The sequence below is a fragment of the Streptomyces uncialis genome (genome assembly GCF_036250755.1).
Lineage (GTDB): Bacteria > Actinomycetota > Actinomycetes > Streptomycetales > Streptomycetaceae > Streptomyces > Streptomyces uncialis.
In genome coordinates, this window is sequence record NZ_CP109583.1 from 6,467,792 (window position 1) to 6,488,541 (window position 20,750).

Genomic DNA, 20,750 nt, shown 5'->3' on the forward strand with positions numbered 1-20,750 from the left:
AGCCGGTTGATATGTCGATGAATTGCCGTGCGCGGCTGTCGGTCCGGGGTGCTGCCGTGGGAACGGCCGTGGTGTCCAGGGTGCGTGGCATGCGTCACAAAGCGGGTCATTCGGGAACTTGATATGTCCGTATTGGTTGATGTGATGAGATCCGTACTGTTACTGTCTGACTGATAGTCAGCTACGGAACGCGATGTTCCGGCTGTGTGCGAACTCGCGTGTCACCGCCCCAAGACGTGCTGAGCACCCCTTTCGGTCATGCGCCCGACGCCGGATCCGGTGCCTCTCCGGCATGCCTCGAAGGCAATGCCCCGCGCGTGAATCCAGGAGGAATTCGGTGGCGTACCGCAAAGGCACTCTCCGGGCGGCGATACGCAGGCGCGGCACCTTCGCCGCACTGGCCGCCTTCGCCTTGGTGGCGGGGCTGTTGATGCCCGCGATGACCGCGCAGGCGGCCCCGGGGACCGCCGTCCTCGATGTCTCCGTGGAGGCCGTCGACCCGACCACCGGGGCGCCGCAGACGACGGCTTCCTTCGGCACGCACGACAACTCCGTCGCGTACAAGGTCGGGTACTCCTGCGCCGCCTCCGACTGCGTGGGCGCCACCGTGCGGATGTCGCCGTCCCAGCCGGACCCGTACGGGCTGTCCGCCGCGCCCCTGCTCTCGTACACGAACTGGACGCCCCCGGCGGGACTTCCGGGCGCGTCGGTCGGCGGTACGGACGCGACGGGCCGGACCATCACCCTCGGTGATCTCACGGCCGGCCGTTCGGGCACCTTCCTCGTCGTCTACACCATCGCCAGCAGCGGCTCGTACACGACGCCCAAGCCGGCCCAGTACTACCCGTCCGGGTTCAGCGTCCGGATGTCGGCCACCATGGACGCCACCAGCGCGGTCGGCCCGGCGACGGCCGACGCGGCACCCGTGACCTGGACCAGCTCCGTACCGTCCCCGTCCATCGCCATGGCGAGCCCCGGATCGGTCAGACCCGGGACGAACGTGTCGTGGAACGTCTCGATGGGCACGGGCTCCTTCGCGCGGATCAGCGGCTCGGTCATCACCGGCACCTCACAGTGGATCGCGGCCGGCAACTACACCGTGGTCGAGAAGCTGGACCCCCGGGCCGTGTACGTGTCGAGCAGCGGTGGCGGGGTCTACGACCGGGCCGCGCACTCGATCACCTGGTCGCTCGGTACGAAGGACGCCCCCGTGGCCACGGCGTCCGGCGGCTGGGGGTGGGCCGGTGTCGGGCAGTGGACCAGCCGCGCGCCCTACACACCGCGCTCGGTCACGGTGAACTACCCGGTGGGCGGGTTCACCTCCGACCCCGGCGGCTGCGACTTCGAGGAGCGGGTGACCACCACCGCCGAGGTGACGGCCACCTACCTCGACCCGGAGCGCACCACCAGGAGCGCGTCGTCCACGATGTCCCACACGGTGTCCTGCTACGACCCCTTCCCCCGGGCCGATGTGGCGAAGGACTCCACGAACAGCGGCTCCAGCGGCGCGGTCCGGCTCCTGAACGTACCCCCGGACGTGACCGGACTGACCTGCCCGTCCGGCGGTCGCGACGACTGGAACCGCGTCTGCGCGCCCGGTTCGGCCCTCGCCCCGTTCGCGGACAGCCTCTACTCCTGGTCCGTGGTGGCCCGCAACCAGTCGAACGCCGCCGGGGTCGCCGTCATCGAGGACGACACCCTCGGCCAGCCGGACGCACCCGTCGACCGGATCACGACGACCAGCACGACCCCGGCCGCCACCATCGCCTGGACGCTGAACAACGGCACCTCCGGTACCTCCAACGGCACCGCCAGCGCGCCCCCCGGCACCTGGTACACCAAGGCGCGGATCACCAGCGGCACCCTGGCACCGCCGAACATCCGCCCCGGTGACACCGGCTCGAACGGCTTCGGCGCCTACTTCTCCTACCCCGTGAAGAAGACAGCGCCGATCGGTGAGCGGCGCACCAACACCGCGACCGCGACGATGTCGTGGCCCGGCAGCGGACTCGACCCGAGGGAACTCGGCCCGGTGTCCCGCACCATCCAGTTCCGCGCGTACCCGAAGACCAACGCCGCGAAGCCCGCCTTCGCCGCCGCCTTCGCGACCACCCCCGTGATCGAGGGCGGGGGCAACGCCGTCCCGGGCAAGAAGGTGACCTTCAGCCTGCGGGGCGCTACCTCGGGCATCCCCGCCGACGCGGACATCACCCCGCAGTACGTGTTCCTCGCACCGGCCGGCTGGACCGTCGACGCCGACTCCGCGTCCTTCCCCGCCGGGTCGGTACCGGACGGTGTGGTCCTCGACCACACGACGAAGACCGTCGGCGGGGTGTCCCGTGAGGCCGTCGTGGCGACCTGGCCGAGCGGGGTCTCCTTCGGGGAGAACACCACCTGGCCGAACATGACCGTCGCCGCCCGGCCCGGCTTCGGCGTCACCGCCGGGACCAGGAGCACGGCCACCGCCTGGGCGGGCGACTTCCGGCACACCTGGACCAGCGCCGAGGCCACGTACGCGAACGCCGTCCAGGACGCCCCCGACATCGACGGCGACGGCTCGACGGACGAATGGTTCTCCAGCGCCGCGCAGAACGTGACGGTCTCCTCCGCCGACGGGCTGAGCGCCGTCAAGGAGATCTGTCTGCCGACCCCCGGCGCGCCCGACGGATGCGCCTGGCTGTCCGACCCCGACCAACTGGTGGGCGTCGCGCCGACGGCCACCGACATCCGCTACCGGGTCACCCTGAAGAACACCGGGAACACCACGCTCAGCGAGGTGGTCGCGTACGACGTGCTGCCGCACACGGGCGACCGGGGCACGAGCGCCGGTACCGCGTCGACCCCGCGCGGCAGCACCTTCGACGAGACGCTCGACAGCGTCCCGGACATCTCCGCGAACCTGCGGCTGGAGTACTCGGCGTCCACGAACCCCGCGCGCGCCGAGGTGAACCCGGCCGCGCCCGGCACCACCGACGACTGGGGCCCCGGCCCGGCGGGGAAGAAGGCCGTCCGCGCGACGGTCACCGGTGACCTCGCACCCGGCCAGGAAGCGGCCTTCGTGTTCGTCGCCGCGGTCGCCCCGGGCACGGAGGCGGACGCCGTCGCGTGCAACTCGGTCGCCCTCGACAGCCGTCAGACGCTGCCGTCGGAACCCCGCCCGGTGTGCGCGGCGACCCAGGAGGCCGACCTGGAGGCCGGTGTCCCCGAGCGGCTGCCGTTGCAGGTGGGCCGCCCCGGAGTGCTGCCGTTCACCGTCACCCACGGCGGCGGTTCGCGGGAGACGGCCGCGACCGTGACCGTCGCGGTCCCGGCCGGTCTGACGGTCGACAGCCTGACGCCGCAGGGCTGGACATGCACCGCCGAGCCGGGCAGCGCCCCGCTCGACGGCCCGCTCACCCTGACCTGCGCGCCCGTGGACGACGACGGCGAGCCGAGACCGCTCCGCAAGGGCGTGACCACCGCACTGGACGTACCGGTCACCCCGACCACGTCGGGCCGGATCTGCGTCCCCGCCTCCGTCACGGGCCCCATGCATGACCCGCGCCCCGCGAACAACGAGGCCACGGGGTGTGTGCGGGTCGGCCCCGCGACCGCCGGACTCGCGCTGACGAAGACCGACGGCCGGGACGACGTGGCCGTGGGCGAGGAGTACGGCTACACCCTGGAGGCGGCCAACCTGCTGCCCGGCGAACGGATCACCGGCGCCACCCTCACCGACACCCTCCCGGACGGGCTGGAGTTCGTGTCCGCGACCGACGGCGGCACCGTCAGCGACCAGGGCGACGCCGACGCCTTCGGCAACCGGCCGGGCGGCACGGTGACCTGGACACTGGGTGACCTGGGCCGTGCGGGGGTCCCCTCCCCGGACGGCGACCGTACGACGGGCGGTACCGGTGCCACCGCGACGGTCGAGGTGCGGGTGCGGGTGCTGCCCGGGGCCCGCGGCGCGGTCGTCAACTCCGCCCGCGTCACCGCCCCCGACCCCGCCCACAGCGGGCGGACACTGACCGCCGACGTCTCGGACACCGACGCGGTCCGCGCCCTGACCCTGACCAAGGTGTCGGGCATCCCGTCCGCCGGGGTCAGCGCCGGTGACACCGTCACGTACACGGTGACGGCGACGAACTCCGGGACGGCCGACCACACGCTGTCCACCCCCGCCGTGCTCACCGACCATCTGGACGGAGTCCTGGACGACGCGTCGTTCGTGACCGGTTCCGCGTCCGTGACCACCGGCGGCGGCCCCTCCGAGCCCCTGCCCGACCCGTCGGACGGAGTCCTGCGGTGGGCGGGCGCCCTCGCGGTCGGCGACACCGTCACCCTCACCTACCGGGTACACGTCGACAGCGACAGCGACGGCGACCACACGCTGCGCAACACCGCGTACGGCGCCGACGAAGGAACCGTCTGCGACAGCACGGCCGGCCGCGACGAGGACGGGGTGCCCTGCGCCACGACCACCGACGGCTTCGCCCCGCTGCTCGCCAAGTCGGTCCGCTCGGCCGAGCAGCGCGACGACGGCCGCTGGACGGTCGTCTACGACCTGGAGGTCACCAACCCCGACCCGCACCGCCCGGCCCGCTACGACCTCGCGGACGACCTCCGCCCCGGCGCGGGCATCGACGTGACCGGCACGAGGGTGAGCGCCCCGGACGGCGTCACCGGGAACGACGACTGGAACGGCACCGGCGAACTCGCCACGGACGTGGAACTCCCCGGCGGCGCCACCCACGAGTGGGCCGTGACCGTCACCGCCGACGCGCACGGCACGGCCGGGACCGCCCCGGGGCTCTGTGTCGACGGCGCCGCGGGCGGCTTCGCCAACCGCGCCACCCTCACCCTCACCGACGGCTCGCGGCGCACCGCGGACTCCTGCGCCGCCCCCGCGAAGCCGACCGTCACCAAGACGGTCGACGGCGCGCCGCGGCGCAACGCCGACGGCACCTGGGACATCGGCTACGTCATCACCGTCACCAACGAGTCGCGTACCGCGGCCGGCGGTCTCGTCCACAAGCTGGACGACACCCTGTCGTTCCCCCGGGGCGTCCGCGTCCTGAAGGTGACGGCCGACAGCGGCGGCGCGACCATGAACCCGCGCTTCAACGGCGGCCTCACCAAGGTCGGCGACGCCACGGTCACCCCGGACACGGCCCTGTTCACCGGGACGCACCGGGTTCCGGCGGCGACCGGCGACGGCCCCGGGACACGGGAGTACCGGGTGACGGTCACGGCGCGGTCGGACGCGATGCACCTGACCGCCGAGGACGTGGCGTGCGGCCCTGAGGGAGGCCGGGGTTACGGCAACTCCGTGTCGCTGACCTCGACGGACACGGTCGTCGGCCGGGCCACCGCCTGCGCCGCGATCACCGTCCCGAAGCTCCACTTCACGAAGACCGCCGACACCTCGGGCCCGGTGCACCCGGGCGACACGGTGACGTACACGGTCACGGCCCGCAATGTCGGTGACGCGGACTTCGTGGCGGGCGACCCGGCGGGCGTCGAGGACGACATGTCCGATGTCCTCACCCACACCCGGTTCAACGGCGACGCGAAGGCCACCGCCGGGAAGGTGGTGATCGGTGACGCACGGATGCTGTGGTCGACCCCGGTCAGGGCGGGCGGCACCGAGACACTCACCTACTCGGTCACCGTCAAGAAGGTCACCGGCGAGGGCGCCCGTATCGTCAACGGCCTCTCCCGGATCGGCGTCACCCCCGACAAGGACCCCGGCCCCGGCCCCACGCCCACACCTGGCACGAACCCGAGCGGTGCGCCGAGCGGCGGGTCCGGCGGTATCGGGAGTGGTGGCGGGAGCGGGAGTGGTTCGGGTAGCGGTAGCGGCTCGGGCGGTGCGTCCGGTGGTTCCGGTGGTTCCGGCGGCGCAGGGTCCGCGAACGGCGGCTCCGTTGAGGGTGGTTCCGGTAGCGGTGCGAACGCCGGTGCGGTCGGTGGCTCCGTCGGCGGTGCGGCCGGTGGTGCCGGTGGGCGGCCGGGGGAGTGTCCCGCGCGGGCGTCCGCCGTCCCCGGTCAGAACTGCGTGGTCACGACGGCCGTGACGCCGAAGCCGTCGTCCTGGCTCGCGAGCACCGGGTCCGACCTCGTCGCCACCGCATTCGTCGCGGGTGCCGCCTTCCTCGGCGGCGCGGCACTGCTGATCACCGCCCGACGACGCGCCCACCGCGCCAGGCCCTGACCTCCGCTCTCCCGTCCACCTCGCTCCCGCGACCCCTCAGGGCCCGCCGCCCCCGGACCTCCCCGCACAGGGCCAGGTGGGTTCGGGTGCGGAGGCCTGGGGAGCGGTGCGCCGGGGAACCGGGCCGCCCGACGGGTCAGCCATGGCGGCGCGCGAGCGCGTCACCCGCCGCCCCCACCGCGACACCGAGGATGACCATTGCCGCGTAGCTGTACGTCTCATATCCGTCCACCGTGAGATAGCGGACGAATCCCATGAAGTGAATCCAGCCGAGCCACTCGCGCAGCAGCCCGCTCGCGCCGCCGACGACCAGGATGAAACAGATCAGTCCGGTGAAGACGGTCAGGGGGGAGTTGGGGGTGGAGGAAGTCATGGCTCGAATCTAGGCAGGCGTCGCCACTCCCCGGAACGGGCTCGGGGTGGTGGTCCGTCGACCGAAGTCGGTGGTTCACGGCGCGGGCTCGTACTTAAGTCGCGGAGCCGTCCGGGGAATCGGGCCGGGGCTCGTCCTCGGGTGCGTCCGGCCGTTGGTGTGGAGGTACCGGGCGGTGCCGTCCGTGAAGTCGTGGAGCGCGACCGTCCGGGCGTCCTCCAGCGGGTCGGTCGGCGGCATCAGGAAATGCGTTCCGCTGACCGGGAGCAGTTCGTGGCGGACGCGGTCGGGCTTTTGGAGGAACGCGGCCGTCGTCGGGTCGAGGTCCAGGGTCACGTACAGCCTTCCGCGCTCGCCCGACACCTCGTACCGTGCGCCGGGCCGTTCGTAGACGCCCGTGTACCGGGACGGGTCGAGGTCGAGGGCCGGGTCCGGTACGGGCGGGCCGGGGACGGTGGCCGTGCCGAGGCCGGTCAGGATCTCGTGGAACACCGCCCGGAAGAAGCTCTCCCGGGGTCCGCCGTTCGTCAGCATGACGACGGCGGTGCCGGAGTCCGGCAGGAGCCGCAGCCGGGCGTGCTGGCCGATCGTGCTGCCGTCGGACGCGTAGACGGTCTCGCCGTGCCAGTCGCACACCATGAGACCGAGCGCCCACTGCGGCCCGAACAGATACGGGTCCGGCACCGGCACCCGTGAACTCCTCATCTCCCGGACGCTCTCCGCCGGGACGACGCGCCTTCCGTTCGGCGCGATGCCTTCGTGGAGGAGGACATGCGCCAGGGCGAGCGTCTCCCGGGTCGTGGAGGTGATGTTGCCGCCGGGGCCGAAGGCGCGCGGCAGATGGTCCACCGGTGTGACGAGGGGGCCTTCCGCCAGGGAGCGGATCAGGTGCCCGGTCGCGGCCCGGGTCGCGTCGACCTGTTCATGGCGGGTGTGCGTGCTGGTCAGGCCCATGGGGTCGAAGAGGCGGTCCCGCATGACCTCGTCCCAGGGTTTGCCGTCCCGTACCTCCAGGACGCGCGCGAGGATCGCGTAGCCCAGCGCCGCGCTGTATCCGTGGGTACTGCCGACCGGGAAGACCTGGGTCGCGCCGGCCGCGTTCCCGACCATCCGCTCCAGGACGTCGTCGCCCTCGCCGGGATCGCCGTAGGACTCCTCGGTACCGCCGGTGTGGTGCAGCAGGTGGCGTGGTGTCACCTTGGCGGACGCCTCCGGATCGGTCACCGTGAAGCCGGGCAGCCATGTCCGCACCGGCTCGTCCAGATCCGCCTTCCCCTCGGCGACCAGCTGCATGAAGGCCAGCGCGGTCCATGTCTTGGTCTGGGAGCCGCACTGGTAGACGGTGTCCGTCGTCACGGGCTGCCGCGTCTCCACGTTCCTGACGCCTGCCGCGAGTTCGGTGATCCTCCCGCCGTGGAGCACGCCGATCGCCGCGCTCGGTATCCCGTACTCCGCCAGCAGTTCGGCCAGCCGCGCCACGATCCGCGGTACGTCGACCGTCATCGCGGGAGACCGACCGCGTTCGCGGCGTCCGCCTCGAAGTACTCCGTCGTGGCGTAGGCACCGGCGTGCGCCTCGAAGAATTCCCTCACCCCGTCCACGGAGTCATGGCTGATGATGTTCACCGCCTTGGCCCCGCCCTTGCTCGCCACCGCCAGCGTCCATCCGGCGCCCTGGGGGAGTCCGGCGTGTGCCTTCTTCAGCCCGCTCCAGAACTTGTCGTCGTCCGACACGGTCGACACGGCCATCACCTGCATCATCTGCGCCCTCTCTTTCCGGATGGCGAAAAGCTACGTTGCGTTTTGGTCCGGGTCAACGAAAGGTGGCATGGAAAGGGCAGGTAAACACCAATCGTTGCAACGGAGTTGCGATTGAATGCAACTGTTCGGCCGTGCCCGCGAGGGCCGTTGCAATGTGTGTCGCTGAACGCAGTTGAACGCAAGGGGAAGAGGTGTTCCGGTGCCGGGAGGCAGGCTGACCCATGAGGACCGGTGTCTGATCGCCGGGTGGCTGGCCGACGGGCTCGGGTACGCCGAGATCGGCCGGCGGCTCGGCCGTCCGACGTCCACGATCAGCCGCGAGGCCGCCCGCAACAGCGCGCCGGGCGGCTACCTCGCCGACCACGCCCAGGGGGCCGCCGACCTCCGCGCCCGCCGGAGCGGACCGGCGCGACCGGTCCGGCCCGGACCTGCGGCCGACGAGGGGTTGTCGGGGGATGGGTCGTCGCCCGGGGGTGGCCCGTCGTCCGGGGAAGGGTGGTCGTCCGAGGGCGGGCGGTGGTCCGGCGAGGTGCGCGCCTTCGTGGACCGCTTCGCGGGTCTGCTGGCCGCGACGGGTCTGCCCCGGATGACCTCCCGGGTGTTCGTCTCCCTGGTCACCGCCGACGCCGACGGTCTGACGGCGGCCGATCTGGTGCGGCGGCTCCAGGTCAGCCCGGCGTCGGTGTCCAAGTCCATCGGCTCCCTCGAAGCGATGGAGCTGGTGGTGCGCCGGTCCGATCCCGGTCGGCGCCGCGAGCGGTATCTCATCGACGACGATGTCTGGCTCCGGGCGTGGCAGGCCGACACCGGCGCGCACGGCGAGATCGCGACCGCCGCGCTGCGGGGCGCCGAGCTCTTCGGCGCGGACACGACGGCCGGGGGACGGCTCGACAGGATGGGCCGGTTCTTCGCCCGGCTGAGAGACCAGATGCGCGACAGCACCCTCGCGGACGCCGTCGCGTACGACGTGCTGACCGTGCTCGCCGCCCTGGTCCACGCGGGTCGGCCGCTCACCCTGGACGCGGTGGCCGCCGCGCTCGGCTGGCCCCGGCACCGCGCCGTCGCCGCCCTCGACGCGCTCCGGCGGCGGCCGGACCTCGCCGACCCCCTCGCCCTGCGGACCGTCGGACCCGGGACGTACGCCGTCACCGCCAGACCGGACCGTCTGACCCCGGCGCAGCGCGAAGCGCTGGAGAGGTGACCCGCGCGGAGCGTGGCGATACGTGGCACCGCATGGCGTCACGTGGCACCGCGTGGCGTCATGTGGCGCCACGTGATGCCATGCGGTGCCACGTCGCCGCGCCAGGCGCTGTGTGACATCACCCGGCGACTGTGTGGTGTCATCGCTTCACGCGCCTCCGCAGCGCTGCTGACCTGCGGCAATGCGACCAAGGCGTGACGGGGGAGCCCGTCTCGCCCTGCCGGTGGCACCCCCGGACTTGCGGATGGCGCCACTGTGGTGCCATGATGGCGTCATGGACCTCACGCCGTACGTCGAAACACTCCGCAGGGAACTGGCGGTGGCCGCCGAAGCCGGGGGTGACGAAGCCCGCGAGCTCGCCGAGCGGCTGACCGCTCCGCTGGAGTCGGCCACCCGTCTGACCCTGCTGAACGTGCTGTCCGCCGCCATGGACGAGATCACCCGTGAACTCGCCCCCGGCTCGGTCGACGTACGACTGCGGGGCCTCGACCCCGACTTCGTGGTGGTGCTGCCGCAGCACGAGGAGCGCACCGCGCCGCACGAGGCGCAGCCGCCCGCACCGCTCCCGGCCCCGGCCTCCGCCGACACCGACGAGGGCGGCACCGCCCGCGTCAATCTGCGGCTGCCGGCCCACCTCAAGGCGCGCGCCGAGGAGGCCGCGAGCCGCGAGGGCCTGTCGGTCAACGCGTGGCTGGTGCGGGCGGTTTCGGCCGCGGCGGACGGCGGCGCCCGGCCGCGGCCGGCCGAGAGGTCCCGCACCGTCGGACAGAGCTTCACGGGCTGGGTGCGCTAGCCGCGCCCACGCCCGCCCACTTCACACCCATCACGTCCCACCAGCGGGGACGGCCCACGGACTCATGAGGACGGGACAGCCATGCCTTCTTTCGACACGCCCGAACCCATCTCGGCCAACGCTCACGTCTCCGCCGGTTCCATCCAGTTCACCGCGGCCAAGACCCTTGAAACGGTCGTCGAGGTACGGCCCCGCGACCCGAAGCGGAGCCAGGACGTACGGGCCGCCGAGCAGACCGAGGTGACGTACGTGAGCGGCACCCTGACCGTCAGGACGCCCAAGGCGCGTTACCTCGTCGGGCCCTCCGGCACCGTCGATGTGACGGTCGAACTGCCCACGGGCTCGCACCTCGACGTCACCGGCGCCTGGGTCCAGGTGCTCGGTGAGGGGCGGCTCGGCGAGGTCCGGGTGAAGAGCTCGTCCGGTGACGTCCGGCTGGACACGACCGGCCCGCTGCACCTGACCGCCGCGCACGGCTCGATCACCGTCGAGCGGGTCGACGGCTCCGCCGAGATCACCACCAGCTCCGGCAGTCTGCATATCGGCACCGTCGACGGCCCCGCCGTACTGAAGAACTCGCACGGCAGCACGACCGTCGGCAGCGTGACCGGCGATCTGCGGGTGAGGGGCTCCAACGGCGACATCACCATCACCCGCGCCGAGAGCTCGGTCGCCGCCACCACGGCGCACGGCACCCTGCGCGTCGCCGATGTCGCCCGTGGCACCGTCCAGTTGGAGACCGCGTACGGCGCCATCGAGATCGGCATCCGCGAGGGCACCGCCACCTGGCTCGACGTCAGCTCCCACATGGGCCAGGTGCGCAACACGCTCACCGCCTCCGCGAGCCCCGACGAGTCCGAGGACACCGTCGAGGTCCGCGCCCGTACGCGCCACGGGAACATCGACATCCGCCGCGCCCGCGTCTGAGCCCCGCCCTTCCCCGGCGCGCTCCACCTCTCCACCTCTCCACCTCCCCCTCCGTCCCCACCAGCCCCCGATCGGGAGAGCCACATGGCTTCATCTGTCATGCCCACGCCCAGGCGCGGCACCAGCAAGGACCAGCCCGCCGCCGTCTCCGCCACCGGCCTGCGCAAGTCCTACGGTGACAAGCTCGTCCTCGACGGCGTCGACCTGCACATCCCGGCGGGCAGCGTCTTCGCGCTGCTCGGCCCGAACGGCGCCGGCAAGACCACCGTCGTCAAGATCCTCTCCACGCTGCTCTCCGCCGGTGAGGGCTCCGGCGGCATCCGCGTCGGCGGCCACGACCTGGCCACCGACCCCCAGTCGGTCCGTGCCGCGATCGGTGTCACCGGCCAGTTCTCCGCCGTGGACGGCCTGATCACCGGCGAGGAGAACATGCTCCTCATGGCGGACCTGCACCATCTGCCCCGGCGGGAGGGGAAGCGGGTGGCCGCCGAACTGCTCGCCCGGTTCGGCCTGACGGAGGCCGCGAAGAAGCCCGCCTCCACCTACTCCGGCGGGATGAAGCGGCGGCTCGACCTCGCCATGACCCTCGTCGGCGACCCGCGGATCATCTTCCTCGACGAGCCGACCACCGGCCTCGACCCCCGCAGCCGCCACAACATGTGGCAGATCATCCGCGAACTGCTCTCCGACGGCGTCACCGTCTTCCTCACCACCCAGTACCTGGAGGAGGCCGACCAGCTCGCCGACCGCATCGCGGTCCTCCACGACGGCAGGATCGCCGCCGAGGGCACCGCCGACGAACTCAAGCGGCTCATCCCCGGCGGACACATCCGCCTCCGCTTCGACGACCCGGCCGCGTACCGCTCCGCCGCCGTCGCCCTGCGCGACGCCACCCTCCCCCCGGCTCCCGGCCCCGCCCGGCCGGGGGGCGCCCCCGACGACGAGTCGCTCACCCTCCAGATCCCCAGCGACGGCACCCAGCGCGAACTGCGCTCCCTCCTCGACTGGCTGGACTCGATCGGCGTCGAGGCCGACGAACTGACCGTGCACACCCCCGACCTCGACGACGTCTTCTTCGCCCTGACCGGCGGCAACGACGCGACCGACCAGACCAAGGAGACCGTCCGATGAGTGCCCTCTCCCTCGCCGTGCGCGACTCGTCCACGATGCTGCGCCGCAATCTCCTGCACGCCCGGCGCTATCCGTCCCTGACCCTGAACCTGCTGCTCAGCCCGGTCGTGCTGCTGCTGCTCTTCGTCTACATCTTCGGTGACGTGATGAGCGCGGGCATCGGCGGCGGCGGCGCGGACCGCTCCGACTACATCGCCTACATCGTCCCCGGCATCCTGCTGCTGACCATCGGCAGCACCACGATCGGGACGGCGGTGTCCGTCTCCAACGACATGACCGAAGGCATCATCGCCCGCTTCCGCACGATGGCGATCCACCGCGGTTCGGTGCTCGTCGGGCACGTCGTCGGCAGTGTGGTGCAGTGCATGATGAGCGTGATCCTCGTCGGGGCCGTCGCGGTGGCCATCGGGTTCCGGGCCCAGGACGCCACCGCCCTGGAGTGGCTGCTGGCGCTGGGACTGCTGACACTGGTCGCCCTGGCCCTCACCTGGATCGCGGTCGGCATGGGCCTGATCAGCCCGAACGCCGAGGCCGCCAGCAACAACGCCCTGCCGCTGATGATCCTGCCGCTGCTGTCCAGCGCCTTCATCCCGGTCGACACGATGCCGGGCTGGTTCCAGCCGGTCGCCCTGTACCAGCCGTTCACCCCCGCCATCGAGACCCTGCGCGGGCTGCTGCTCGGCAGCGGGATCGGCCACAACGGATGGCTCGCCGTCGTCTGGTGCGTGGGCCTCGCGCTCCTCGGCTACTTCTGGTCCACCTCGAAGTTCAACCACGACCCGAAGTAGCCGGCCATGACGGCCGGGTCGCCCATCCGGCGACACGCCGCCACGACGGAATCCCGTCGTGGCGGCGTCGCCGTTGATGATTGGGTGAGGCGATGGACGACTTCGAGATCGACGAAGGACTGGTGCGCGCACTGGTACGGGAACAGCACCCGGACCTGGCGGGACCGGACGTACGTGAGGTCACCGGCGGCTGGGACAACCAACTCTGGCGCCTCGGGGAGGAGTTGGCGGTCCGCATCCCCCGCTCGGAACGCGCGCCCGCCCTCCTGCGCAAGGAGCACCGCTGGCTCCCCGCCCTGGCCCCACGCCTTCCGCTGCCCGTCCCGACCCCCGTGCGGATGGGCGAACCGTCCGCCCGATTCCCACGGCCATGGACCATCGTGACCTGGGTCCCCGGCACACCGGCCGACCACGCCCCCCTCAGCCACGACAGCGCGGCCGGTACCTTGGCGGACTTCCTCGAAGCACTCCACACGGAGGCGCCCCCGGAGGCACCGGTCAGTCCGGACCGCGGCGTTCCCCTCAAAACGTTCCACGGGACCGTCGAGAAGATACTGGAGGAAGTCGCCGCCTCCGGGACGCCCGCCGCTGAACTCGACCGTGTCCAGGCCGTATGGGACGACGCCCTCGCGGCGCCCGAATGGGACGGCCCGCCGCTGTGGCTGCACGGCGACCTCCACCCGGCGAACGTCGTCACCACGGACGGCACACTCGCGGGCGTGATCGACTTCGGTGATACGTGCAAGGGCGACCCGGCGGTCGATGTCGCCGCCGCGTGGGTGCTGCTGCCCGCCGGTTCGGCCGCACGGTTCTTCGACACGTACACCCGCGCGGACGAGGCGATGATCCGCCGCGCCCGGGGCCTGGCCGCGGTGAAGAGCCTCGTCCTCATCCGCATAGGCCAGGCCGGCGACCAGGGCCTGCCCGGCGGCAAGCCGACGTGGGGCCCGGCGGGCCGGGCCGCGCTGGACCGCACGCTGGCGCCGCTCTAGGAGGCTGCGGCCCCCGCGTGGGACGGGCTCCCCCGGGCTCCGCTCGGCGCTGGGTCCGAGCGGGGCTCGTGTGCGTGCTGCGCGGGTGCTTCAGAGCGCGCCGAACTCTCCGGCTTTGACTCCGGCCACGAAGGACGTGAACGCGGTGGCGGGGATGTCGAGCACGGGTCCGTCCGGGTTCTTGGAGTCGCGGACGGGGACGATGCGGTGGGCGGCGGCGAGGTTGGCGGCGACCTCGACGCATTGGCCGCCGTTGGAACTGTACGAGGACTTGTACCAGCGGGGGAACTCCGTTGCCATGTGGGTCCTTTCGTCGGCCGGACGGGCCTCTCAGCCCAGGAAGCGAACTTCAGCTCACGTCGGCGCGGCGGGCGAGTGCCACCAGTCCGGTGAACGCGCGCGGGGTGAGTGTCAGGACCGGACCGCTGATCTGCTTGCTGTCCCGGACGGGGACGGTCGCGCAGGTGGCGACGAGGTTCGTGGCGACCTCGATGCAGGCGCCGCCGTTCTCACTGAAGGAGGATTTGTACCAGCGAGGAGACTCGGCCGTCACTGGGGTGTCCTTTCGCCGTGCGGATTGGACGGGATTCTCGTGGTCGGGGCGGACTTCAGCTCACGTCGATGGTGCGGGCGAGTGCCACAAGCCCGATGAACGCGCTGGGGGCGAGCGTCAGGACGGGGCCGTCGGTCTGCTTGCTGTCCCGGACGGGGACCACGCCGTGCGAGGCGACGAGGTTCGTGGCCACCTCGACGCAAGTGCCACCGTTGTTGCTGTACGAGGACGTGGACCAGCGGGGCGATCCTCCGGCCTTGACTCCGTTGACGAAGGACGTGAACGCGGTGGCGGGGATGCCGAGTACGGGACCGTCCGGGTTCTTGGAGTCGCGGACGGGGACGATGCCGTGCGAGACGGCTTGGGCGGCGCCAATTTCGATGCAGTCGCCACCGTTGGAGCTGTACGAGGACTTGTACCAGTGCGGGGACTCGGTCGTCATCGGTGTCCTTTCGCGGGTCTAGGGGCCGGGACGGACTTCAGCTCACGTCGGTGGTACGGGCGAATGCCACCAGCCCGGTGAAAGCGCTCAGGGAGAGCGCCAAGACGCGGCTGTCGGTCTGCTTGCTGTCCCTGACGGGGACTACGCCGTGGGAGGCGACGAGGTTGGTGGCGACCTTGATGCAGGCCCCGCCGTTGCTGCTGTACGAGGACGTGAACCACTGCGGGGATTCGACCGTCACTGGGTGTCCTTTCGGAACTTGATGACTGGGCAACGGGTCGAGCCCCGCTCGGCGCTGGTTCGAACGGGGCTCGTGAGCACTCTGTGCGGGCGGCTCAGAGCGATCCGAACTCTCCGGCCTTGACTCCGGTCACGAAGGACGCGAACGCGGTGGCGGGTATGTCGAGCACGGGTCCGCTCGGGTTCTTGGAGTCGCGGACGGGGACGATGCCGTGGGTGGTTGTCAGGTTGGCAGCAACCTCGATGCACTGGCCGCCGTTGGCGCTGTACGAGGAAGTGAACCAGCGGGGGGACTCGGTCGTCACGGAATGCCCTTTCGGATCTGGCTAATCATGGTCACGGACATTGATTGGGATGGTGCTTCGGCCTGTAGTTGATGGTAGGCGCCCAGTAGGGGCAGCACGAACTTGTTGTCTCGTTCGAGGTGTCCTCGATGTGCGGACTCGGCGTACGACATGAGAGACCGGTCAGCGAGCGTCAGTACGGTGATCGGCAAGTTGAACGGTCTGCGGTCACCCATAGCGAAAGTCGCCACCTGGAGAACGGTGTTCGGGAGCGCGGCGAACTCGACCAGCCGCGCCAACTGCCCGTCCATGACGTCAGGTCCACCGATGGGTCGCCGAATGCAGCTCTCGTCCAGCACCACGAAGACTAGGGGTGGTGTCCGCCGGATCAGGGCGGCTTGGCGTTCCGCGATCAGTGCGGTTCGCTCCCGTGCTTGGTCGTCTGTGATCGCCCCCCGCTTGACCTCGCTCGCTACCAGTGCCGTCGCGTACTCCGGCGTCTGGAGGAGTCCAGGCATCACGCCTACTTCATACAGCCTGATCTCCGCTGCCCGAGCCTCGTACCCGACGAACTCCGGAAAGCCTTCCAACAGGCTGCCGTGCCGGATCTCCCCCCAGGCGCGTTCGAACGACTCTGTAGTCCCATCGAGTTCGAAGGCTGAGTCAAGACTGCGCGAAAACCGACGAGTCGGGGACTTACGTCCGGTTTCAACGGCTGAAATGTGCGTGCTGGAATATTCCATCCGATCGGCCAACTCGTCTTGCGTCCAGCCGCGTCGCTCGCGTGAGCTGCGCACCTGTGCCCCGAATGCTGCTTGGGGTGATGCGTCTGGGTTCAACTCCTTGCGGTTCAACGGCGATCACTGACCTTTCGTTCCTATCGGACAGGTTGAACAGCTCCCAACTCTAGGCAACGCTGTGCCCCCTCAGTAGTGGATCGGCTACACAGAGGAGTGGTCCATGTCTGGCAAATTCGTTCGATCGGAGCAGCCGGAATCACCGCCTGTTCCGGAGATCGGCACGCTCCTGGTGGATGTATCGCGGTACCAGGTCGGTGAGTTCCGGGGCGAGTGGTGCGGCTGGTGGTGCTTGCGGCCCGTGTGCGGGGGCACCGAGTGGGCCGTCAGCCCGGGGGACACGCAACTGGCGAGTCCGGAAGAGCGGTTGCGCGCCGAGACCGCCCGCGCCAACGCGCGAAGCCGGGGTGAACTGCTGTGATCCGCGCCCGCTATCGGCATGTGCGGTGGACGAGTACGCCGAACGTCACCGCTCACGCGCCCCCGACACTGCACCTGTTCCGCTGCACGACCAAGGACAGGTCCGGCAACCCGTGCGGTGCGGAGTCAGGGGAGTCGGAGGAGTTCGACACCGCGCAGGTCTGGAAGTTCCGCCACCTGCGGGACCACCAAGGGCACACCGAGTACGAGCAGGTGGTCCGCCGCGCCTGGCACCTGGTGCCCGAGGACTCCCGCTGAACGAGCGGCGCGAACCGTTGCCGCAAGTGCGGCGCACCGCAGAGCTGACCCGGAGCACGCAAGGGGAGGGGCGCCGCGAGTTCACGGCGAGTGCGGGGGAGAAGGACTCAGCGGCGAACAACGCCCGATTCCGGCAGCTGCTCGCCTTTCCGCACGGATGAGATCCCGGATGGGAGCGGATGCCTGGCGCGACTCCTCGCCCTGACACCGCCCCGGACGCACCGACCGGACCGGCCCCCCATCAGCCGCCATCCGGACAACGAAGAGAAGCGCCCCGACAGATCGCTCGAACGGTCCGCCGGGGCTCGCCGCCACAGCTTTCTGAGGAGCTGAACGACGTATGCGTGATGCTATCGCCCGTGCCCTCGTACGGGTGCTGAACGTCCTCCCCTGGACCCGGCGCACCCGTCCCGGACGCCACAGTGCCGGACACCTCGCAGTCCGGACCGGGCCCGTCCCCTTGGTCATCTGCGCCGCCCGTACCCCGATCCCCGTACACGTCCTGGCGCGGTCCGTCCCGTCGCCGTGGGGGCACCGCGTCCCGCCGTATCTGCGGGACTGGATCGGGGAGCAGGAGGAGCGCGAGCGGCAGTACGAGAGGCGGGCGGCGGTCGCGGCGGCGACCCTCGGGGTGGACCTGCCGTTCACGTTCGACGGCTCCGACGTGACCAGGGCCGGGGTCAGGGCCGGGGCCGGGATGCCCGCATGACGTACGACGGACTCTTCCCCCAAGTGCCCCCGGTGCGCGGTGAGCACTGCTGCCTGTGCGGGCGTTGGACCATCGCCCCGGTGGTCATCGGGTACGGAAGCATGAGCGGGAGCGTCAGCGTCACGCACCACGTGTGCGCCGAGCACGTCCACACTCGGGGCGCGTGCACCGCCGACCACACCCAGCGCGGCCAGCCGCGCGTCGGCCAACGCCCACCCGCCGAACGAAGCGACGGCTAATCCCTGACCTTGAGGTGGCGCATCCGGGTCGCGCCGTTGCTGTCGGTGCCGCCGGCCTCGGCGTTGGTGATCTTGCCGCCGGTGAGGACGAACATCAGGTGCAGACGGACCGTCCGGGGGCCGGAGGTGACCGCGTACTCGGTCATGATGTGTGTGGTTCCGCCGTACTGCTGCTGCCTCGCCGCGTTGATCACCGCGATCTGGGTGAAGCTCGTCAGAAGGGTGTCCGTGGTCTCGTCCCTGAGCCAGCCGATGATGTAGCCGCTGCCGCCGGTGGCGGAACCGAGCGCGTACCGTACGTCGCTGTCGATGTGGTACACCCCCGCTTCCGGGAGCACGATGTCGGACTCGGGGATCGGTACGTCGGTGCCTGTCCGGGCCAGGAGGTCGGCGTGCTGCCTCTCGGCGTTGCGGAACGCGCTCACCGGGGTGAGGCGGGCGCCGATCCGCCACCTTTCGGGGCAGCCGGGCGTCCCGGTGACGTCGATGTCCACGGACCGCTGGGTGCTGATGTTGCCGCCAGGGGCGATACCCGTCAGGTCGATCCGTGGCACGAGCAGCCCGCCGGTGGTGTTCCGTGCGGCGTTGCACGGGGACGGGTCCAGAGCGGGTGTGTCGGGCGCGTACAGACACCCGTCGCTGCCCCGGGTGATGGCGTTGCCCCGGTCCGTGGAGACGCACGGAGGGCGGGCGGTGGCGCAGCCGTCCTGGCAGGAGGCGACCGGGACGACCGGCGGGACCGGGGCGTAGGGGATCGAGCCGTCCAGGGTGTCGGTCGTACAGGTGACCGCGCCGTCGCAGTCACGGCAGGTCGTACGGAGGAACGGCCTGCCGCAGCCCGGGGCGGACGCCTGGACGGTAAGGACGAAGCTGTCGACGGTCCACTGCTTGGGGCCGACCCGGCAGGTGTCGTCGTTGCCTGTCTCCAGGTTGAGCTCGACGACGACCCTTCCCGCGAGGACATCCGCGAGGGGCACGGTGGTCGGTGGGATGACGCCGTTGTCGTCACCACCCGGCGGCAGATCGGGTGGGCCCAGGAGATCGGTGCGGATCGGGGTCGTGCCGTTCCACAGGGCGAAACGGCCGTAGAGCTGACAGGCGGTGTTCCTGCCGTCGTTGTGGACATGGACCGAGGCGCTGACGGTGACGCTGGTGGGATCGCCGCGCAGTGTCGTGGGGTCGATGTGCACGACGCCGGCGAGCCAGGTGTGCTGGCCGTTGTGCGTTCCGTCGTCGGCCGGGAACGTGCCCGTGCCGCTGTTCAGGATGGTCTGGGCGACGACGGGGTCCACCGCTGCGTGGGTGTTGGCGATGGTGTAGTACGGCGTCGGGTCGGTGCTGGTCGCGGTCGCCGTGACCCGGTACGGCGCGGAGTCGCGCAAGGGGGTCGTCTCGCAGTGTTCGCCCGGCTTGGAGCCGGTACAAGCGACCGGGGGACAGGGGGCGGGCGGACAGGCCGGCTTGGAGGGCCGGCAGCCGCCGATGACGAGGGGGGACTGCCCACATCCGCATGCACTCATGGGTCAACTCCTGCTGTGGGGTGGAGTGGTGGCAGTGGCAGCAGCGCTTTGCCCCGCGCCACTTCGGCGCGGCTGGGGCACGAGGGGGTGGTCCGGCTGGCTCGTCGGCCGGAACGGATGAAGGGCGAGAGGGCCCGCGCGTTGAGGCATTCCGGCGGACCTGAAGTCGGTGGCCGCGTGGCCGGAGGGCGGAAGAGGACCGTCCGGTGGACGCTCACCTGGTCGTGGCCGACATGACGTCGATCGCCATCCGGCTGTGTGTTCCCGCAGCCGGTCGTTTCCTTGGGGTGGGAGACAGAAGCGGCCGTTTCGGCCCTTCTTCGCGATGCCGCTACTGGTACCGGGCGAACCGCGTCGGGCGCTCGGACACAGGAACCTGAAGCTCAGTCACTTGTCGTCTTCGGTCTACTTCGTAGCCCTTCCTAATGTACTGTTTCATGATCTGTCGGGCATTACCCCGTTAGAGTGGCCGACTTCACCGTCATGGCCGTGGCAGAGCGGCCACTTTTCTGCTGGCGCGAGCCGGGAACGGCTGACCGGCTGGGCCCCGTTACCCCCGGATCCCCGTGCCGATCGCCCGATGACCTGTACCGCGTGCCACGACGCCGAGTCCCGATGACGGAGCCGACGGAGGTGACGGAGCCGACGGCCGACGGAGCCGAGGGAGCCGACGGCCGATCGTCGCGCGGCGGCTACGACCGGGTGCCGGAGCGCTGCGACCGCCTGGCCGACAGCACCTGGACCAGCGCCAGCACGCTCAGGCCGAACATGAGCATGCCCAGGGGGACATGGAGGGACGTCACGTGCGCGACGCCCGACGCCACCTGCACCGAGGCGAGTACCAGGAACCCGGTCGCGTACAGGATCGGGCGGGGCGGGCCGCCGCCCGGTCGCCACGTCAGGATCGCGGCGATCACGTACAGCATCGACGCGGCGTACAGCACGCGTGATCCGATGTCGTGCAGGGCGTAGCCGTGGGACGAGGACAGGAGTATCCCGGCGGTGACGGTCTGGAAGAGCAGGGCCAGGGTCTGGAGGGATATCGCGACCTGGAGGAAGGTGTGGCTGCGGTGCCCTGCCGTCGTCCGTGCGGCCATGGCTCGGTCCCTTCTTCGCCTCGCGGCGGCGGA

Annotated in this window: 20 protein-coding genes and 2 pseudogenes; 10 read left to right on the top strand and 12 right to left on the bottom strand. The window is 71.0% G+C overall.

All coding sequences use genetic code 11. The features are described from left to right. Positions 1-337 precede the first annotated feature (337 nt). Complete coding sequence (locus OG711_RS26940) at positions 338-6,193, top strand: DUF7927 domain-containing protein (RefSeq protein ID WP_329560953.1); 5,856 nt, start codon at positions 338-340, stop codon at positions 6,191-6,193. Positions 6,194-6,329: 136 nt separating this feature from the next. Here the strand turns inward: OG711_RS26940 and OG711_RS26945 are convergent, their stop codons facing one another. The 3 genes from OG711_RS26945 to OG711_RS26955 form a co-directional block, all read right to left on the bottom strand. After that, positions 6,330-6,566: a hypothetical protein gene (locus OG711_RS26945; RefSeq protein WP_073793633.1), complete on the bottom strand. Its 237-nt coding sequence runs from the start codon at positions 6,564-6,566 to the stop codon at positions 6,330-6,332. 75 nt (positions 6,567-6,641) lie between these two features. Next, a complete protein-coding gene (locus OG711_RS26950; protein ID WP_329560955.1) occupies positions 6,642-8,069 on the bottom strand; it encodes a serine hydrolase domain-containing protein in 1,428 nt (475 codons plus the stop codon). Then, on the bottom strand, positions 8,066-8,314 hold the full coding sequence (locus OG711_RS26955) for a hypothetical protein (protein WP_245876990.1): 249 nt from the start codon (positions 8,312-8,314) through the stop codon (positions 8,066-8,068). Before OG711_RS26955 ends, OG711_RS26950 begins: the two co-directional genes overlap by 4 nt. A 211-nt stretch (positions 8,315-8,525) precedes the next feature. On the opposite strand from OG711_RS26955, the gene OG711_RS26960 reads away from it, so the two are divergent. The 6 genes from OG711_RS26960 (at position 8,526) to OG711_RS26985 (ending at position 14,158) form a co-directional block, all read left to right on the top strand. Next, entirely contained in the window at positions 8,526-9,527 is a 1,002-nt protein-coding gene (locus tag OG711_RS26960) for a GbsR/MarR family transcriptional regulator (RefSeq protein ID WP_329560958.1), read from the top strand. 274 nt (positions 9,528-9,801) lie between these two features. Then, positions 9,802-10,320, top strand: a complete 519-nt coding sequence (locus OG711_RS26965) for a toxin-antitoxin system HicB family antitoxin (protein ID WP_073793630.1) — start codon at positions 9,802-9,804, stop codon at positions 10,318-10,320. An 81-nt stretch (positions 10,321-10,401) separates the two neighbouring features. After that, on the top strand, positions 10,402-11,247 hold the full coding sequence (locus OG711_RS26970; protein ID WP_073793629.1) for a DUF4097 family beta strand repeat-containing protein: 846 nt from the start codon (positions 10,402-10,404) through the stop codon (positions 11,245-11,247). 99 nt (positions 11,248-11,346) lie between these two features. After that, the gene (locus tag OG711_RS26975) at positions 11,347-12,378 is read left to right on the top strand and encodes an ATP-binding cassette domain-containing protein (RefSeq protein ID WP_405674988.1); all 1,032 of its coding nucleotides are present in this window, start codon (positions 11,347-11,349) and stop codon (positions 12,376-12,378) included. Further along, positions 12,375-13,166: an ABC transporter permease gene (locus tag OG711_RS26980; protein WP_073793627.1), complete on the top strand. Its 792-nt coding sequence runs from the start codon at positions 12,375-12,377 to the stop codon at positions 13,164-13,166. Before OG711_RS26975 ends, OG711_RS26980 begins: the two co-directional genes overlap by 4 nt. Positions 13,167-13,258: 92 nt before the next feature. Further along, entirely contained in the window at positions 13,259-14,158 is a 900-nt protein-coding gene (locus OG711_RS26985) for an aminoglycoside phosphotransferase family protein (RefSeq protein ID WP_266515332.1), read from the top strand. A 90-nt stretch (positions 14,159-14,248) separates the two neighbouring features. Here the strand turns inward: OG711_RS26985 and OG711_RS26990 are convergent, their stop codons facing one another. The 7 genes and pseudogenes from OG711_RS26990 to OG711_RS27020 all read right to left on the bottom strand — a co-directional run bounded on the left by OG711_RS26990 (position 14,249) and on the right by OG711_RS27020 (position 16,531). Beyond that, entirely contained in the window at positions 14,249-14,458 is a 210-nt protein-coding gene (locus OG711_RS26990) for a DUF397 domain-containing protein (RefSeq protein ID WP_266515329.1), read from the bottom strand. 49 nt (positions 14,459-14,507) lie between these two features. Continuing rightward, positions 14,508-14,711, bottom strand: a complete 204-nt coding sequence (locus OG711_RS26995) for a DUF397 domain-containing protein (RefSeq protein ID WP_266515326.1) — start codon at positions 14,709-14,711, stop codon at positions 14,508-14,510. Positions 14,712-14,766: 55 nt separating this feature from the next. Beyond that, a pseudogene (locus OG711_RS27000) lies at positions 14,767-14,958 on the bottom strand (DUF397 domain-containing protein); the annotation flags it as partial. A gap of 3 nt (positions 14,959-14,961) precedes the next feature. Further along, positions 14,962-15,153, bottom strand: a pseudogene (locus OG711_RS27005) (DUF397 domain-containing protein); the annotation flags it as partial. A 37-nt stretch (positions 15,154-15,190) separates the two neighbouring features. Further along, positions 15,191-15,394 (bottom strand): DUF397 domain-containing protein, encoded by a 204-nt coding sequence (locus OG711_RS27010; protein ID WP_329560970.1) that lies wholly within the window; start codon positions 15,392-15,394, stop codon positions 15,191-15,193. Positions 15,395-15,488: 94 nt separating this feature from the next. Beyond that, positions 15,489-15,698: a DUF397 domain-containing protein gene (locus OG711_RS27015; RefSeq protein ID WP_329560972.1), complete on the bottom strand. Its 210-nt coding sequence runs from the start codon at positions 15,696-15,698 to the stop codon at positions 15,489-15,491. Next, positions 15,695-16,531, bottom strand: a complete 837-nt coding sequence (locus tag OG711_RS27020; protein WP_073793621.1) for a helix-turn-helix domain-containing protein — start codon at positions 16,529-16,531, stop codon at positions 15,695-15,697. Before OG711_RS27020 ends, OG711_RS27015 begins: the two co-directional genes overlap by 4 nt. Positions 16,532-16,637: 106 nt before the next feature. On the opposite strand from OG711_RS27020, the gene OG711_RS27025 reads away from it, so the two are divergent. The 3 genes from OG711_RS27025 to OG711_RS27035 all read left to right on the top strand — a co-directional run bounded on the left by OG711_RS27025 (position 16,638) and on the right by OG711_RS27035 (position 17,861). Beyond that, a complete protein-coding gene (locus OG711_RS27025; RefSeq protein ID WP_329560974.1) occupies positions 16,638-16,895 on the top strand; it encodes a hypothetical protein in 258 nt (85 codons plus the stop codon). Beyond that, on the top strand, positions 16,892-17,152 hold the full coding sequence (locus OG711_RS27030; RefSeq protein WP_073793619.1) for a DUF7848 domain-containing protein: 261 nt from the start codon (positions 16,892-16,894) through the stop codon (positions 17,150-17,152). The genes OG711_RS27025 and OG711_RS27030 overlap by 4 nt, the downstream gene beginning before the upstream one ends. 340 nt (positions 17,153-17,492) lie before the next feature. Next, positions 17,493-17,861: a hypothetical protein gene (locus OG711_RS27035; RefSeq protein ID WP_073793618.1), complete on the top strand. Its 369-nt coding sequence runs from the start codon at positions 17,493-17,495 to the stop codon at positions 17,859-17,861. A 235-nt stretch (positions 17,862-18,096) separates the two neighbouring features. On the opposite strand, the gene OG711_RS27040 is transcribed toward OG711_RS27035, so the two are convergent. Continuing rightward, positions 18,097-19,482 carry a hypothetical protein gene (locus OG711_RS27040; RefSeq protein WP_329560977.1) on the bottom strand — a complete coding sequence of 462 codons (1,386 nt, stop codon included), beginning with the start codon at positions 19,480-19,482 and terminating at the stop codon, positions 18,097-18,099. Between the two features lie 830 nt (positions 19,483-20,312). After that, positions 20,313-20,717 (bottom strand): hypothetical protein, encoded by a 405-nt coding sequence (locus tag OG711_RS27045; RefSeq protein ID WP_329560979.1) that lies wholly within the window; start codon positions 20,715-20,717, stop codon positions 20,313-20,315. Positions 20,718-20,750: the final 33 nt, after the last annotated feature.